Source organism: Streptomyces sparsogenes subsp. cuspidosporus (genome assembly GCF_039532705.1).
Taxonomy (GTDB): Bacteria; Actinomycetota; Actinomycetes; order Streptomycetales; family Streptomycetaceae; genus Streptomyces; species Streptomyces sparsogenes.
Genome location: NZ_BAAASD010000002.1, coordinates 87,787 through 106,023, shown reverse-complemented (window position 1 = coordinate 106,023; position 18,237 = coordinate 87,787). Strand labels below are relative to the sequence as shown.

At 75.4% G+C, this 18,237-nt stretch carries 1 protein-coding gene (only partly in view); it reads right to left on the bottom strand.

Annotated elements, in window-relative coordinates:
- Window positions 1–18,237: the 5' portion of an amino acid adenylation domain-containing protein gene (locus ABFY07_RS03145; protein ID WP_346172934.1), read on the bottom strand. Its footprint begins 5,352 nt before the window's first position; only the first 18,237 of its 23,589 coding nucleotides appear in the window; it begins with the start codon at window positions 18,235–18,237; its stop codon lies beyond the left edge, outside the window.

The window sequence follows — 18,237 nt, the reverse complement described above, 5'->3', positions numbered from 1 at the left end:
CCAGCCGACGAAGGACTCCACCGTGGGCTGTTCCGCCAGCACGGACGGGTCGAGTTCGACGCCCAGCCGGCCGCCGACCTGCCGCAGGAGCTGCACCATCATGATCGAGTCGGTTCCGTAGTCGGCGATGGGCACATCGGCCGCGAGCCGGTCGCGGTCGAAGCCCAACTGCCCGGCCAGCAGGGCGAGCAGCCAGGACTCGGCCTCCCGCACGGCGGCCCGGGCCACGTCGCCGTGGGCGGACGGCTCGGTGGGGGGCGCGGGGGCGGCGGTCCTGGCCGGGGCCTTCGGCCCGCGGACCCGCAGGGCTTCCGGGGTCCACCGCTCGGGGACAATCGCGGGCAGCACCACCGGGCCGGCCCCGGTGGACAGGATGTGGTCGAGCAGCCGCAGCCCCTCGGCCTCGGAGAGTTCGCCGAGCCCGGTGGCCTGATAGCCGGGGCCGGGCCGCTCGGTGCCCATGCCGGTGTCACGCCAGCTCGGCCAGGCCACGCTCACCAGGGGCAGTCCGTGCGGCTTCCGCCTGGCCACGGCGTCCAGGTGGGCGTTGGCCATCGCGTAGTCGCTCTGGCCGACCGCGGCGGCCGGTACCGCCGAGGCGACCGACGAGAACAGCACGAAGAACCGCACCGGATCGGCCGCCACCGCGTCCACCAGCGCGTCCACTCCGGAGGTCTTCGGCGCCAGCACCGCGCGCACCGCGTCGACCGGCTTGGTGACGAAGGCGAGGTGGTCCCGGTCCACCAGTCCGGCGGCGTGCAGCACACCGCCGATCGGCCCCAGTTCGCGCCGGACGCCGGCCACCGCCTCGCGCACGGCGGCCGGGTCCTCGCCCAGGGGCAGCGACAGCACCCGGAGCCGGACCCCGTCCCGCTCCAGCTCCCGCAGCCCGCGCAGCTTGCGGCCCAGCGCCGTGTCCGGGCCGTGGCGGTGCCAGTCCTCGCGCGGGGGCAGCTGCTCACGGCCGGTGAGCACCAGGGTGCGGGCCCCCCACCTGGCAACGGCGTGGCGGGCGAGCGCCAGACCGATGCCCCGGGTGCCACCGGTGATCAGCAGCGCCTCGTCGGCCGGGAAGCGGACCGGGGCGCCGGTGCCGACCGGCAGCTCGGCGAGGCGGGCCCGGTGCCGCACCCCGTCCAGGTAGCCGACCTCGGTGTCCTCGCCCCCGTCGGCCAGTTCCCGGGCGACCAGGCCCGGCAGCCCGGGGTCGGCGGGATCCGCCTCCAGATAGCGGGACCTGACGCGGCCGTACTCGTGTCCCAGCATCCGGTAGAGCCCGGCCCTGGCGTCCCCCGACCCCACGCCGAGCAGCAGGGCCTCGCGCCCGGCCATCCGCTGTACGGCCGGCAGCCAGGTGTCGAGCGGCAGTCCGCCCAGGTCGACCAGCGCGTCGAAGCGGTCGTCCAGGCCCGCCGCCGAGGCGACCGGCGTCGCGTCGGGCAGGGCCTCGGCGAGCCGCCGGGCCGCGGGCCCGGCGCCGAGCACCGCCACCGCCGTGGGGCGCCGTCCGCCGGTGGCCGGAGCCGGCTCCCACTCCCGGGCTAGCAGCCGGGTTCCGGCGGGCGCCGGGACCTCGACCGGCCGCTGCGCGGCGAACACCTCGCCGAACGCGTCCGGCGCCGCGACGGGCCGCCACACCGCCCCGAAGCCGCTGTCGCCCAGCACCTCCTCCCAGCGGGGGCCGGTGAGGATGGGCGCCCCGGGGACGCGGACCTCCTCGTCGTCGTACAGCCACCAGCCGTCGAGCAGCCCGAACGTCAGCGTCAGGGCCGCGGACTTGCGGGTGACCTCGTTGATCACCAGGACCCCGCCCGGGCGCAGCGCGGCGGCCAGGTTGCGCAGGACCAGCCGGATGTCCCGGGTGGCGTGCAGCACGTTGGTCGCCACGATCACATCGCAGCCGCCGCCGGTCAGCCGCTCGCCGGCGCCCGGCTGCTCCACGTTCCACCGGCCGTAGCGCAGATACGGACGTCCGGGCCCGAAGCGGCGCTCGGCCTGGTCGAGGAAGGCCGGGGAGAGGTCGGTGTACCAGTACTCGAGCCGCTCGGCGTGTGCGTCGAGCCGGGGCAGCACCACGGCCGTCGTGCCCCCGGTGCCGGCGCCCACCTCGGCCACCCGCACGGCCGCCGACGGGTCCTCGGCCAGGCGGTCGCGCACCGCCGCCGCGGCCACCTCGGCCACCACCTCGTTGAGCCGGTCCGCGACCGGGTTGCCCTGGTAGACCGCGGTGAGCTTGGCCATGGAGCCGCCGGGGAACAGCACGTCGGTGGCGGGCAGCGCGCCGGACAGGATCTCGGGCAGCCGGTCCACGCACTCGCCCACCAGGGAGAGCTGCGCGTTCCAGTAGGGGTCGGTGGCGAAGCGCTCGCGCGCCTCCTCCCACGTGGGGTCGCCGACGGCCGGCCCGGCGCCCGGCTCCAGGACACCGTCGCGCAGCCGGGCCAGGCCCGTGGCGTCGAGCAGCCGGGCGGCCTCCTCGAGCCAGCGCCGGTACTTGTCCACGACGGACAGCCGGTCGGCCAGCCCGGTCAGCGACTCGCCGCGGCCCTCCGCGAACGTGCCCGCCTCGCGCAGCCGCGCCAGCACCCGGGAGGCGATCAGGCGGTCGAGTCCGTCCGCCGTGAGGCCGGTCGGGGCGGGGGCCGGCGGGATGCGCGTGGCCGCCTCGATCCGGCTCAGCCCGCCCGGCAGGCCGGGACGGGCCGGCGCGGGGCCGTCAGCCGGCGTGGGGCCCTCGGCCGGTGCGGGGCCGTCGGCCGGTGTCGGTGCGTCCAGCGGTGCGAACGCGTCCGGATACCGCTCGGCGAGGTGGGCGGCCAGCTCGCGGATGGTGGTGTATTCGAACAGGAGCGTCGGGTCCAGCTCCCGGCCCACCTCGCGGTGCAGCTCTTCGGCCAGTTCCAGCACCTGCACGGAGTCGATCCCGAGCTCGTAGTACCCGGTGTCGACCGGGACCGCCTCGGGCTCGCGGCCCAGGTGACGAGCCACCAGCCGGCGCAGCCGGTCCCGGACCCCGGCCGCCGCGCCGGGCCGGGGCTCCGGCCCGCCGGCAGGCACGGTGGCGGGTTCGGTGGCCGATACGGTGGCCGGCGCGGTGGCGGGCTCGGCGGCCGGGGTGGTGGCGGGCTCGGCGGCCGGGGCGGTGGCGGGCTCGGTGGCCGGTGCGGTCCGTACGGACTTGCTGGACAGCCCGGACAGCTCGGCCACCTGCCGGCCGGTCTCGTCGAAGAAGTCCACGGAGAGCCGGACGAGTTCACCGCGCCGACTCACCGAGGAGCGGCGCACCCGGGCCGTGGAACTCCCGGTCAGCGGGCCCGTGGTACGGAACGAGGCCACGTGCAGCGGCAGGAACGCCTGACCGCCGGTGTCCAGCAGGGAGCCCGCCGCGACCGCGCCGCCGAGCAGCAGGGCCGGGTGCACCAGGTGGTCGCCGGGCGCCGCGGTGAGTTCGGCGACCAGCTGTTCCCGGTCGGTCCACAGCAGGCCATCGGCCCGTGCCGCGCCGCTGTACTGCTGGCCGTTGCCGCCGTCCCGCCGGTAGATCTCGTCCAGCGGCCGCGGGGCGCCCTGCGGACGGCTCGGGGACAGCCGGTCCGCGAAGGCGGGCGCGCCGGTCAGCTCGACCTCGGCCCTGGCGTACGGCTCGCCGCCGGCGACGGTGACCTGCCAGCGGCCGGGCCCCGAGACGGTGGCCCGGATCTCCACGGACACCGGCCCGTCCGTCACATCCAGCGGTCGCAGCGCGGTCAGGTCACGGAAGGTCAGCTCTCCGAGCGGGTGGCCGTGGTCGCGGAAGACGCCCGCGACGAGGTCGAAGTAGGCCAGCGCGGGCAGCAGAGACCGGCCCTGGACCCGGTGTCCGGCGATGACGGGAGTGTCGGCCGAGAGCAGCACCTCACCTCGCAGGTCGCGGTCCCGGGCGGGCGCGGGCCCCCGCACCGCGTCGGCGGCGGGCAGCCAGCAGCGCTCACGGGCGAACGGGTAGCCGGGCAGCGGAATCCGCGGGCCGCCGCCGGGCCACTCGACCTTCGCGCCGCGTACCCAGGCCGCGGCCATTTCGTGCGGCGTGCGGTCCGCGGGCGGTGCGGCGGAGCGGGCGGCGGCGCCGGTCAGCACCCGGGGCGAGCCGCCGGACAGATGGCGTTCGAGTTCGCCCGCCAGGTCCTCGACGTGCTCGAAGACCACGGCCAGCCGGCGCACCAGCGGCTCGCGGGTCTGCAGGGTCCGGGCGAGCGCCGCGGGGTGCGCGTGGCGCCCCTCGCCGCGCAGGTACTCGGCCGTCCGCGCGGTGTGCTCGGCCAGCCGCTCCTCGTCGCGGGCCGAGAGCACGCACACATAGGGCGGCGGGGCTTCCTCGGGGCTCGGGCTGGACGACACGTACTCCTCCAGGATCACGTGGGCGTTGCTGCCGCCCGCCCCGAACGCGCTGATCCCGGCGGTGCGGGGCAGCGCCCGGCCGGCCGGGTCGACCCGCGGGGTCCACTCGGTCAGCTCGCGCTGCACCCGGAACGGGGTGGCGTCCAGGTCGAGGTTGGGGTTGAGCCGTTCGGCGTGCAGCGAGGGCACCAGCTCCCGGTGGCGCAGTTGGAGCAGCACCTTGGTGAGCGCCGCGATGCCCGCCGCCGACTCGGCGTGGCCGATGTTCGACTTCACCGAGCCGATGGGGATGCGCACGCCGTCCAGGTCGTGGCCCTGGAAGCCGCGCAGCAGTCCGGTGATCTCGACCGGGTCGCCGAGCGAGGTGCCGGTGCCGTGCGCCTCCAGGTAGTCCAGGTCCGCGGGGGCGAGACCGGCCCGGTCCAGGGCCTGGCCGATCAGCACGCCCTGGGCCTTGGGGTTGGGCACGCTGAAGCCCTTGCCGGCCCCGCCGTGGTTGACCGCAGTGGATTTGATCACGGCCAGGATGCGGTCGCCGTCCGCCTCGGCCGCCGAGCGGCGCTTGAGCAGCACCGCGCCGACCCCCTCGGCGGGCACATAGCCGTCGCCGCCCTCGCCGAAGCTGCGGCACCTGCCGTCGCTGGACAGGAAGCCGCCCTTGGCGAGCTGGAGGTACTTCACGGGGTGGCTGGAGACGTTGACGCCGCCGGCCACCGCCGCCTCGCAGTCCCCGTCCCGGATCGCCCGGCAGGCGAGGTGGAGGGCGGTGAGCGAGGAGGAGCACATGGTGTCCAGGGCGATGCTCGGCCCGTCGAAGTCGAAGAAGTACGACACCCGGTTGGCCACCGAGGCGTACGAGGACGAGGTGGCCGTGCCGACCCCGCGCAGCGCCTCGTCGACCCCGTACAACTGGTAGTGGCCGTACATCAGGCCGACGAACACCCCGGTACGGACCCGGGACAGCGCGGCCCGGGAGGTGCCGGCGTCCTCCAGCAGATGCCACACGGTCTGCAGGAAGAGCCGCTCCTGCGGGTCGATGTGGACCGCCTCCACCTGGGACATGCGGAAGAACATCGGGTCGAAGGAGGTGACGTCGGAGAGCCAGCCGCCCCATTTGGCGTAGGTCTTGCCCGGGGCGTCGCGGTCCGGGTCGTAGAACCGGCCGTGGTCCCAGCGGTCCTCGGGGACCTCCTCGACGCAGTCCCGGCCCTCCCGCAGATTGCGCCAGAACTGCCCGAGGTCGTCGGCCTGCGGATAGCGTCCGGCCACCCCGACGATCACGATCTCGTCCTCGGCGGGCGCGCGGCGGTCGGGCGCGATGCGGGCGGGCACGGCGGCGGCGGGCACGGCGGCGGCGGGCACGGCGGTGGCGGGCACGGCGGTGGTTGTGGTGGCGGTGGTTGTGGTGGCGGCCGGCGACCGGTGTTCGTCCGGGCGCTTGGGGCCGACGAGTTCGCGCAGCGTCTCGCCGTGGTGCTCGACCAGGAACCCGGCCAGCTCGGCGACGGTCAGATACTCGAAGAACAGCGTCTTGGACAGCGGGCCGAAGTGGCGCTCCAGTTCCCGGGTGAGGCTGAGCACCAGCAGCGAGTCGATGCCGTAGTGCTCGAAGGACTCGTCCGTGGCGATGTCGTCGGCCGCCATCTTCAGCTCGGTCGCCAGCAGCCCGCGCAGGAACTCCTCGGCGGGGCCCCGCAGATCGCCGGCCGGCTGCTCCGGGAGTGCCGGTGCCGTCTCCACGGCCCTCCGCGGCGCCGGGTCCACGGGCTCCCGCCGCAGCGCCTCCTCGATCCGGCCGCGGTCGCCCGCGGTCAGCAGGACGCGGGAGGCCCCGCTCGCCAGCGCGCCTTCCAGCGCGTCGAGGGCGGCCTCGGCCGGCAGCGGTTCCATGCCGAAGGAGCGCCGCATCGCCTGCCGTGCCTCGGCGTCGATGGTCATCCCGCCGTCGCGCCACAGCGACCAGTCCACCGCGAGGCCCCGGCCGGGCCGCCGCTCCAGGTAGTGGGCGAGGAAGCTGTTGGCGAAGGCGTAGTCGGTCTGCCCGACGTTGCCGAACACCGCGGCGGTCGAGCCGAACGCGACGAAGTAGTCGAGCTGGTCCCGCCTGGTCGCCTCGTCCAGCAGGACCAGGCCGCGCACCTTGGGCGCGAGCACCGCGTCGGCGTCCGCCCCGCTCTTGTGCAGCGCCAGCGAGTCCCGCAGCGTCCCTGCCGCGTGCACGACGCCCGCGATGCGCCCGAACCTACGCCGGGCCTCGCGCACCACCCGCTCGACGTCCTCCCGCACCCCGACGTCGGCCCGGAGGTACAGCCAGCCCTCCGGCAGGTCCTCGGCCGGCTCCGAGCGGCCGACCAGCACGACGCCCGCGCCGGGGTGCCGGGCGATCCGGTGGGCGACCAGCCGGGCCAGCTTCCCCGAGCCCCCGGTGACGATGTGCGCCCCGTCCCGGGCCAGCGGTGAGGCCCCGGCCGCGGGCAGCGTCAGCGCCCGCCAGCCGCGGACCGTACGCCGTGCCCCGTCGACCCGCAGCTCCGGCTCGGCGCCGCGGAGTTCGGCGAGCACCAGGCGGGCCAGGTCGGCGGCGGACGCGGACGCGGCACCGGGGTGCGCGAGCACGGTCATCCGGATCCCGGGGTGCTCCTGCCCGATCGAGCGCGCGAAGCCGTCCAGCGCGGCGTGTGCCGACCCGGCCGCCCCGGGCTCGTCCGCGTGGACGTACAGATAGCGCAGCGGCCCGCCGCGTCCGGCGATCCGGGCCCGGCACACCTCCAGCGCGGTGTGGAAGCCGCCGCGGAGGGCCTCCTCGAGCCCGCCCCGGGGGGCGAGGTGGACGAGGTGCGAGGCCGCGCCCGGGTCGCCGACGCGGACGCTCAGCCCGGGGGCCAGCCGCAGGAGTTCCTCGCGCAGCTCCGCCGCCCGCCCGTCGCCGGTGTCCAGGACGGCCAGCAGCTCCACCTCGGCGCCGGTGTCACCCTCGTCGCCCTCGTCGTCAAGTTCTCGCCACACCGGCTCGAAGGCATGCACACCCGGCTCGGGCCGGGACACGGCACGCAGGGTGAACCGCTCGATGCGGGCGACCACGGTGCCGTCCTCGGCGGTCAGCGCGATGTCGAAGACCTGGCCGTCGGCGCGCCGCTGCACCACCGTGACGTGCGCGTAACAGACCTCGGGCAGCTCGGCGTGCAGCGCCACGGACCCGATCGAGTAAGGCAGGTGCGGCACCGAGCCGGACACCAGCCAGCCCGCGGTCTGCAACGCGCCGTCCAGCAGCGACGGGTGGAAACGGTGGTCGCCGACGTCGGGGCGGCGCAGCCGGGCCAGGGCCTCGGTGTCGTCGAGCGCCAGCTCCTCGATCACGCGGAAGCTCGGCCCGTACCGGAAGTCCAGGCTCTCGAAGTAGTCGTAGGCCTCCTGCCGGCTCCTGGTGCGCGAGCACCGGCTCCGTACGGCGGCCAGGTCGATCCGCTCCGCCGCCGCGCCCGCCTCGTCCGCCTCGTCCGCCTGCTCGAACACGAGCGTTCCGCGGGCGTGCGGGTGTTCCCCGGCGATGTCGAACGCGCCGGAAGGGGTCACCACGACGCGCAGGTCGTGGCCCTGCCCGGGGGCGAGGGCGACGGGCGCGGCCCAGACGACGTCGTCGATGCGCCTGACCCGGGCGGCGCCGTGTGCCCGCTCGCCCGCCAGCCGGGCCATTTCCAGATAGACCACGCCGGGCAGGACGCGCTCCTCGCCGACCACGTGATCGGCGAGGAAGAACTCGGCCCCGGTCAGCCGCTTGGTGAAGGCGGACTCGCCGAAGGTCGACACGTTCTCGTCCAGCAGCGCGGCCCGGCCGCTTCGGGCGGTGGATTCCACCCAGTGCCGGGTCCGTTCGAACGGGTAGGCCGGCAGCCCGATCCGCCGGGCGGGCGGCAGCCCGGACCAGTCGACGTCGGCGCCCTCGGCCCACAGCTGGGCCAGCGCCTCCAGGTCGCGCTCGGCGCACAGCGCCCGTACGTACTCCCGCCAGGCGGCGCCGCGCGAGGCCGCGTCGCGCCGCGGGCCGGCGGGCACCCGGCCGGTCAGCGCCCCGGGCCCGGTCCGGCCCTCGGCGTGGGCGTCCAGGTGGTCGAGCAGTTCTGCGTGGCCGCGGGCGACGAAGGCGAGCCGGTGTTCCATCGGCTCGCGGCCGGTGCGCAGGGTGTGGGCGACGTCGGCCGGGGCGGGCCGCTCGGCGCGGACGAACGCGGCCAGCCGCCGCGCCTGCTCCCGCAGCGCGCGTGCGGTCCTGGCGGACAGCACGAACAGCTGCCCCTGCCCGTCGTCCGTACCGGCCGGGGTGGGCTCCGCCTCCTCGACCACCACATGCGCGTTGGCGCCGCCGAAGCCGAAGGAGCTCACCCCCGCCCGGCGGGGCAGCGGAGTGCCGTCCGCGGCCACCGGGGCGGGCCAGGGGCGGGTGGAGTCCACGATCTCGAAGGGGCTGCCGGACAGCTCCAGGTACGGGTTGGGCTCGTGGAAGTGGAGGCTGGCCGGGAGGGTGCGGTGGCGCAGCGCGAGAACGACCTTCAGCAGCCCGGCGATGCCCGCGGCGGCCTCCAGGTGGCCGATGTTGGTCTTCACCGAGCCGATCCCGCAGCGCGGCCCGCCGGTCTCCGCGCCCCCCTCCGCGTCCCCCGACAGCTCGGCGAACGCCTGCTTCAGGGCGCCGAACTCGATCGGGTCGCCCAGGGCCGTGCCGGTGCCGTGCGCCTCGATGTAGCCGACCGTCCGGGGGTCGATGCCCGCCGTCCGGTACGCCTCGACCAGCAGCTCGGTCTGCGCGTTGGGGTTCGGGGAGGTGAGCGAGGTGGTGCGGCCCCCGTGGCCGACGGCGGTCGCCTTGATCACGGCGGCCACCGGGTCGCCGTCCCGGCGGGCCGCCGCGTGATCGCGCAGCACCACGACGCCCACGCCCTCACCGCGCACATAGCCGTTGGCCGCGGCGTCGAACGCCTTGCAGCGCCCGTCCTCGCTGAGCATCTCGCCCTGGCTGAGCGCCGCGTAGAGACCGGGGTCCAGGATCAGGCTGGCCCCGCCCGCGATCGCCAGGTCGCAGGTGCCGTCGCGCAGGGCTGCGACCGCCTGGTGCACGGCGGTCAGCGAGCTGGAGCAGGCGGTGTCCACCGCCACGCTGGGGCCGCGCAGGTCGAGGAGGTAGGAGATCCGGTTCGGGATGATCGACTGGGCGGCGCCGGTGAGGGTGTGGGCGTCGACCGCTCGCCCGGCGGCCCGCTGGACCTCGGGATAGTCGGAGTTGGTGGTGCCGATGAACACCCCGACCCGCTTGCCCGCGAGGTCCGAGGCCTGGTAGCCCGCGTCCTCGATCGCCGACCACACCACCTCGAGCAGCAGCCGCTGCTGGGGGTCCATCAGCTCGGCCTCACGGGGCGAGATGGAGAAGAAGGCCGCGTCGAAGCGGTCCACGTCGGTGAGGAATCCGCCCCAGCGCGAGCGGGACTCGTCCGCGTGCGCCCGCCAGTCCCACCGGTCGGGGGGGATCTCGCCGACCAGGTCCCGGCCCTGCTCCAGGTGGTCCCAGAACTCCGCCAGGTCGGCCGAGCCGGGCAGCCGGGCGGCCATGCCGACGATCGCGATGTCCCCGGCCCCGCCGGGGCGCCCGGGAGCCGCCCGCTCGGGCGCCGGCCGTACGGTCGCCTCGGCGACCCGGGCCCGGCCCGCGTCCGGGTGGGCATCCGGGTGGGCGTCCGCGCCCGGGTCGTACGCCGCGGGGTCGTACGCGGCGGGGTCCGCGGCCCCGCCGCCGGCCAGGTGGGCGGCCACCGCGGTGAGCGTCGGGAAGCGGTAGAACAGCGTCGGCAGCACCTCGATCCCGTACCGCTCGCCGATCCGCGTGCTGAGCGCGGTGAAGCTGACGGAGTTCATCCCCAGCTCGCCGAGCGGGGCGTCGGGGCGCACCTGTGACACGTCGACGGCGAGGATGTCGGCGACCATCGCGGCCAGCTCGTCGGTGCCGACCGCCGGACGCCGCGCGGGGGCGGGCGCCCCACGCAGCTCGTCCAGGGGCGCGTCGGTCAGCCTGACCCGGTCCACCTTCCCGTTGAGGGTCTGCGGAAGCGCCGGCAGCGCCACGAGGGCGTCCGGGACGAGGTGCGCGGGCAGGTGTACGGCGAGCGCGTCCCGCGAGGGCACGGTGGCGCCGTCCTCCAGCACCAGGAACGCGTACAGGACGTTCTCGCCGCCGACCCGGCGCGCCACCACGACGGCCTCGCGCACCCCCGGCCGGCCGCGCAGCACCGACTCGACCTCGCCCGGCTCCACCCGGAAGCCGCGCACCTTCACCTGGGCGTCGAGCCTGCCCAGATACTCGACGCGGCCGTCGGGGAGGGCCCGCACCAGGTCTCCGGTGCGGTAGCGGCGGTCGCCCTCCACGGTGACGAACCGCTGGGCGGTCAGCTCCGGGCGGCCCAGGTAGCCGGTGGCCAGCCCGGTGCCCCCGATGTACAGCTCGCCGGGGACGCCGGTCGGCACCGGCCTGCCGTGGGTGTCGAGGATGTGGAGCCGGGTGTTGTCGATCGGGTGGCCGATGGTGACCCTGTCGCCGGGGACCAGCCGGCAGACGGTGGACCAGATGGTGGTCTCGGTCGGCCCGAACATGTTCCACACCTGGCCGGCACGGGCGAGCAGTTCCTCGGCGGTGTCCTGGTCGAGCGCCTCGCCGCCGCACAGGACCTTCAGCCCGCTGTTCCCCCGCCATCCGGCGGCGAGCAGCATCTTCCAGGTGGCGGGGGTGGCCTGGACGACCGTGGCCCGGCCGGCCTCCAGCAGCCGGCGCAGCAGCACGCCGTCCCGGGCGATGTGGGTGGGCACGATCTCCACCCGGCCGCCGGTGATCAGCGGCAGGAACAGCTCCAGCGCGGCGATGTCGAAGCAGACGGTGGTGAGGGCCAGCAGGTGGTCGTCGGCCGTGAGCCCCGGCTCCTCGGCCATCGACAGCAGGAGGTTGGCCAGGGCCCGGTGCGGGACCTGGACGCCCTTGGGGCGGCCGGTGGAACCCGAGGTGTAGATGACGTACGCGGGGTCGTCGGGGGTGGCGGCGGACTCCCCCGGCCGGCCGTCCGCGGCCGGGGAGGGATCGTCCTCCACCACGTCGAGCAGCAGGACTTCGGCTCCGAGGTCGGCCCGCGCCGAGGACTGGGTGACCAGCAGGCGCAGCCCGGCGTCCTCGGCCATGTAGCGCAGCCGCTCGGCGGGGTAGTCCGGGTCGAGCGGTACGTACGCGCCGCCGGCCGCGAGCACCCCGAGCAGGGCCACCAGCATGTCGTGGGAGCGGTGGACCAGCACCCCGACGGTGCTCCCGGGGGCCACTCCGCGCCGCCTGAGCCGGCCGGCCAGCCGCTCGACGCGCTCCATCAGCTGCCGGTAGGTCAGCTCGGTGTCCGGGTCGGACACCGCGACGGCGTCGGGGGTCCGGCGGGCCTGCTCGGCGAGCAGCTCGGGCAGGGTGCGGTCGTCGCGCACGGCCCGGCGGCCGACCAGGGGCGCCTGGGACGCCTGGTGGGCCGTGGTCCGCTCGCCGCCGGCCGGCCGGGTCAGCCGGTCGAGGGGGGCGTCCGGCTCGGCCAGCGCCGCGTCGAGCAGCCGGGCGAACCGCTCGCCGAGCCGGCGCACGGTGTCCTCGTCGAACAGGTCCGGGTTGTACTTGAGGCAGTACCGGGCGCCCTCGGGCTCCTCGACCACCTCCAGGGTGATGTCGAACTCACCTTCCTGGTGCACCCCGGGGAACACCCCGGCCACCGGGGCGGTGTCGCCGCCGTCCTTGACCCAGTTCTGGAAGTAGAACGCGGTGTCGAACAGACGGCCGGGGGCGCGGAGTTCCTGCGCCAGCGTCAGCAGCGGGTAGTCGCTGTGCTCCAGGGCCTCGACGACGGTGTCCCGCACGCCGCGCAGTAGGGTCCTGAAGTCACGCTGGGGGTCGAGGTCGTGCTTGAGCACGACCATGTTCATGAAGTAGCCGAGAACACCGGCGTACCGGGGTGACGGGCGCCCGGCGACGGGCGTGCCGACCAGGACCCGGTCCCCGGGGGCGTAGCCGTGCAGCAGCATGACGTAGGCGGCGAGCAGCACGCAGAACAGCGAGGTGCCCTCGTCGTCGGCCAGCCGCCCGGCCGCCTCGACCGGGCCCGCCTCCAGGCGGCCTTCGAGGGAGGCCCCCCGGTAGCTGGGCACGACGGGCCGCGGGCGGTCCAGCGGGAGGCGCAGCGCGGGCAGTTCCCCGGCCAGCTGCCGCAGCCAGTAGTCGCGCAGCCGCCCGCCGCGCTCCGAGGCCAGCAGGTCCCGCTGTTCGTGTACGAAGTCGGCGAAGGTCGCCTCGGGCGCGCCGGCCGGCGGGGACTGCCGGTAGAACGCGGACAGCTCGCGCAGGAAGACCGGGATGGACACGCCGTCGAAGACGATGTGGTGGAAGGTGAGCAGCAGCACGTGGCGGCCGTCGGCCAGGCCGAACAGCGTGGCCCGCAGCAGCGGCCCGGCGGCGAGGTCGAAGGGCTCCCGTACGCAGGCCAGGGCCGCCTCGCGCACCGCGTTCACGTCGCTGGTGTCCAGCCGCCGCTCGGTGAACGCGAGCTCCCCGTCCGGGTCCACCACCTGCCGCTCGCCGACCACGCGGGCCCGTAGCTGGGGGTGGCGGTCGACCATGGACCGCAGCGCCGCGCGCAGGGCGGTCACGTCGACGTCCGGGTCCAGCCAGAAGGCCAGGGGCAGGTTGTAGGCGTAGTTGCCCGGTGCGGTCCGTTCGATGACGCTCAGCGCCCGCTGGCCCGCCGAGAGCGGGAAGGACACCGGTTCCCGCCGGTGGACCGGCTCCTCGGGCGCGGGGGGCGCCGCGGCCGGGGCGGCTCCGTTCGCCCCGTTCTCCGCGAGGTGGTCGGTCAGGTCGCGCAGGGTGGGATGCCGGAGGAGGTCGCCCAGCCGGACCCGGGCCCCCAGATCCTCTTCGATCACTCCGGCGATCCGCATGCCGCTCAGGGAGTCGAAGCCGTACTCGGACAGCGGACGGTCCGGGTCGAGCGGCTGATCCAGCTTCAGCGCCGCCTCGAAGATCGCGGCGAGCCGGGGCAGCAGCGGGGCGGCGGCGCTGCCGGTGGCGGTGGCGGTTTCGGTGTTGGTGTCGCGGTCCGCGACGGTGGCGGTGGCGGACACCGGTCGTGCGGCCGCGGCGGACACGGCCGGGGCGGTGGGGGGCGCGGGGCGGGCGCCGTTCTCACCGATGATCACGTGCTGGCCCAGCCGGGGGCCGCGGTCCAGCACCAGCGTGTCCGTGAAGCCCTCTTCGACCAGCAGCCGCTGCCAGGTGCCCGCGTGGGCCAGGGGCGCGTCCTTGATGCGCAGCTCGCCGTCGGCGAAGGCCCACCAGCCGTCCAGCACCCCGCCGGTGACGGTGATGCCGGCGCGGATCGCGGTCAGCTCGTTGAGTACCAGCCAGCCGCCCGGGCGCAGCAGCTGACGCGCCTTGCGCAGGGTCGCGCGGAGGTCGGAGGTGGCGTGCACCACGTTGGTGGCCACCACGACATCCACGCTGCCCGGCTCGAACCCCTGCCCGGCCAGGTCCAGTTCCAGGTTCAGGGTGCGGAAGCGGGTGAACGGGTAGGCCGCGCCGAACCGGCGCTCCGCGCTGTCCAGGAACTCCGGCGAGATGTCGGTGAAGACGTACTCGACCCGGTCGGCGTGTGCGGACAGGGCCGGCAGCACCCGGTCGGTGGTCGCCCCGGTGCCGGCCCCGAACTCGACCAGGCGCAGCCGTTGCCCGGCGCCGAGCGCGGGCAGGGGGGCGCGCGCGTGCTCGGCCACCGCCCGGGCGACCAGCTCGTTGAAGGAGTCGGTGAGCGGATTGCCCCGGTAGAAGTCCTGGACCAGCTCCATCGAGGCGCCCGGGAACATGATCTCGGTGGCGACGACCTCGCCGCGCAGCACCTCCGGGTAGCTGCGCAGGAACAGCCGGGTCAGCGTCACGGTGGCCGCGATGTCGGGGTGGTCGGCGGCGATCCGGTCGAACTCGCCGTCCCGGCGGTGCGGGTCGCTCTCGTCCGGGGCGGACACCACCTCGACCTCGTCGCCCCGGACGGTGAGGTGTCCGGCGTCGGCGAGGATGTTCAGCAGGGCCGAGTGCAGCCGGTGGTATTTGGGCACGATGCCGAGCCGGTCGGCGAGGCCGGACACGGTGTGCCGCTCGCCCGGCCGCAGCAGGGCGCCCATCCGCTGGTAGACGCCGAGCAGCGCGGACTCGCACAGCGCGGTCAGCCGCTCGTAGCCGGCCACCACCGCGTCGGCGCCCGCGCCGGCCGGGGCCGGCCGGCCGATCCGCTCGGCCAGGGCCGACCTGCGCAGCCCCATCGCCTCAAGGGCCCGCCGGTCCGCGCGGATCGGCATGACCTGCACGAGGGGGGCGGCCAGCACCCGCTCCAGAGCGTCGAGCCCTTCGCGTACGGAGAACTCGGCGACGCCGCTGTTCCGGAAGATCTGCTGCAGGCCGGGCTGGGCGCCGGAGCCGATCCGGCCCCAGTAGCCCCAGTTGATCACCCGTACGGGATGGGGGCGCTCGGTGGCGAGCAGCCGCCCGTAGGCGTCCTGGAAGGCGCTGGCGGCCACGTAGGCGGCGTTGCCCGCGGCGCTGACGAACGAGCCCACGGAGCTGAAGAACGCCAGGAAGTCCAGGGGTTCCCCGGCCACGGCGGCGGCCAGCGCGAGCGAGCCGTCGACCTTGGCGGCGATCGCGGCCCGCAGCTCGGGCTCGGTGAGTTCGGCGATGGTGCTGGTGTTGAACGTCATCGCGGCGTGGAACACGCCGTGCAGCGCGCCGAACCGCCGCTTGGTCTCCGCCACGGCCTCGCGCAGCGCGGCCGGGTCCGCGACGTCCGCCCGCAGGTGCAGCAGCCGGCCGCCGGCCTCCCGCACCCGCCGTGCGGTCTCCCGCTGTTCGGGGCCCAGCTCGCCGCGGCTGAGCCACACCAGGTTGGCGCCGTGGCGCGACGCGAGGTCCTCGGAGAGGGCCTGGCCGATGCCTCCGGTCCCGCCGACGACCAGGTAGGTGCCGCCGGTGCGGTAGGGGGAGCGCTCGGGCGCGGGCAGGGGGGCCGCGACCAGCCGCCGTACGTGTCGGCGGCCGGCGCGTACCAGCACGGCCTGGCCGGCCGGGTGCGGGGGCTCGGCGAGCACCGCGGCGAGCGCCTGCTCGGGGTCGGTGTCCGAGACGTCCACGCAGGTGATGTCGAGGCCGGGGCACTCGGCTGCCATCACCTGGGCGAAGCCCAGGATCCCGGCCGCGTGGGGGTTGTCCTCGTGCGCGCCCGCGGTGACGACGGTGAGCCGGCCCCGGGTGACGCGGGTGCGGAACAGCGTGAGCACGCCGTCCCGCAGCGCCCCGTCGGAGGTGTCCGGGCGCCGGGTGCCGCCGAGGTGGTAGAGGTGGTCGACCGGCTGGGCGAGCAGGGACGCGGGGTCGTCCCGGTCCAGCCGGAACAGCCGGGCCCCGGGGTGGTGGCGCAGCAGCGCCCGCGCCAGGGCGTCGGGCTCGCCGGGGCTGAGCACCGCCACCCGGTGCGGCTCGGCGGCGGGGGGTGCGGGGGCCGTCTGGTCCTCGGGGCACCAGATCGGCTCGTAGTAGCCCAGTTCGGGGACGTTCGGCGGTACGGGCGGCCGGTCGTCGGGCGCGGGCTCCGGGACCCCCACCGCTTCGGTGGGGGTCCCGTCGGCGGCACGCGCCGGGGCCGGGGCGGGCGCGGGGGCCGGTCCGTCGTGGCCGGGCGGGAGCGGGATCCAGTAGCGCTTGCGGGCGAAGGGGTAGGCGGGCAGGCCGATCCGGCGGGCGCCGGTGTCGGGCCAGTCGGCGGGGGCGCCCTGGGTCCACAGCCGTGCCGCGGTGCGCAGGTCGCCCTCGGCCAGGGCGCGCGCCAGCCGGTCCCCGGCGTCCCGGTCCAGCGATCGGCGGGTGCGGCTCGCGTCGTTCAGCTCGACGTCGGCCGGCTCGCCCGCCGCGACCGCCCGCAGCAGTTCGCGCACCCGGTCCAGACCGGTCGCGGGGAACGCCAGCCGGACGTCCAGCTCTTCCCGGCCGACCCGCAGCGTGTGGGCGACGTCGGCCAGGGCCGGGGCCGGTTCGTCGCCCGCCTCGCCCGCCAGGTCGCGCAGCGACATCTCCCCGGAGACGGTGTGGTCGAGCCCCAGTCGCTCGCTCAGCGCGACCAGTTCGGCCGCGCCGAACCCGTGGTCCACCAGGTCCAGGTCGAGGTCCAGGTCCTCCGGGCGCACCCGGAGCACCGCGGCGGCCGCCCGGGCGCACTCCGTGAGGGAGGCGCCCGTGGTCGGCCGCCGGCCGAGGAAGTCGGCCAGCTCGCCCGCGTAGGCCCGCAGCCGCTCCTCCGTGAGCGCGGAGAGCACGATCAGTTCGGCGTGCCCGCCGTCCCGGGTACGGGGTCTGGTGTCCCGGTACTCCTCCACGACGAGATGCGCGTTCGCCCCGCCGCCGCCGAAGGAGCTGATTCCGGCGCGGCGCGGGATCTCCACCTCCCGGCCGTCGCGGTCGCGCGCTACGGGACGGGCCCAGGGTTCGGCCTCCTGCTGCACCCGGAACGGCGTCTTCGACAGGTCGATGTCCGGGTTCAGCTCGGCCGAGTGCAGTGAGGGCGGAAGGACACCGTGCTTCAGCTGCATCAGCACCTTGGTCAGGGCGGCGATGCCCGCGGCTGATTCCAGATGGCCGATATTCGACTTGAGTGAGCCAATGGCGCAGCCTTCACCGCCCGCACCGGGTACGGCACCGCTTTCGTCACGGAAGGCCTCCCGCAGCCCGGCGATCTCGATCGGATCGCCCAGCGGAGTTCCCGTACCGTGCGCCTCCACGTAGGTGACGGTCCGGGGGTCGACTCTCCCCCGCCGCATCGCCGCGCGGATCACCTCGGCCTGGGCCGTCGGGTTGGGCACGGTGTAACCGCTGGTTTTTCCGCCGGCGTTGATCGCCGAGCCCTTCAAAACCGCATAGATTCGGTCACCGTCGGCTTCCGCCGCGCTCAGCGGCTTGAGCAGAACGGCGCCCACGCCCTCGCCGTCCACGAATCCATCGGCGCCCGCGCCGAAGCTGCGGCATTGGTCACCGTGCGAAATCATCTGGCGGTCCGCCAGCATCCGCAGATGCATCGGGTGCAGGATCAGGTTCACCCCGCCGGCCACCGCCACCCGGCACTCTCCGCGCCGCAGGCTTTCACAGGCCAGATGCACGGCGGTGAGCGAGGCGGAACAGGCGCTGTCCACCGTCAGGCTCGGCCCGCGCAGATCGAGCACATACGACACCCGGTTGGCGATCGACCAGTGCGCGGAGCGCGCGTTGGTGTGCACCCCGAACGCGCTGCTCTGCCCGGCCAGCCATTCGTAGTCGTTGTTCATGACGCCGGCGAAGACGCCCACCGGATTGCCCGCGCCGAGCCCGCGGGGCCGATATCCCGCGTCCTCGATGGTCGCCCACACCGTCTCCAGGAACAGCCGCTCCTGTGGGTCCATCTCCTCGGCGTCCGACGGCGAGATCTGAAACAGCAGCGGGTCGAACTTGTCGACGTCCTCCAGCCAGCCGCCCCACTTGCTGTAGCTGCGCCCGTCCCGGCCGTCGGGGTGGTAGTGCTCCTCGGCCCGCCATCGGTCGGCGGGCACCTCACGGACGCAGTTGCGGCCTTCGACGACGTTGCTCCACAACTCGTCCGGGGTCCTCGCCGAGGGATACCGCCCGGCCAGGCCGATGACCGCGATGTCCTCGCGCTCCGCCGTGGCCCCGGGCGCCGCGCGTTCCTGTACGGATGCCAGCAGTTTCAGAAGAAGAGCACGCTTGTCGTCCAT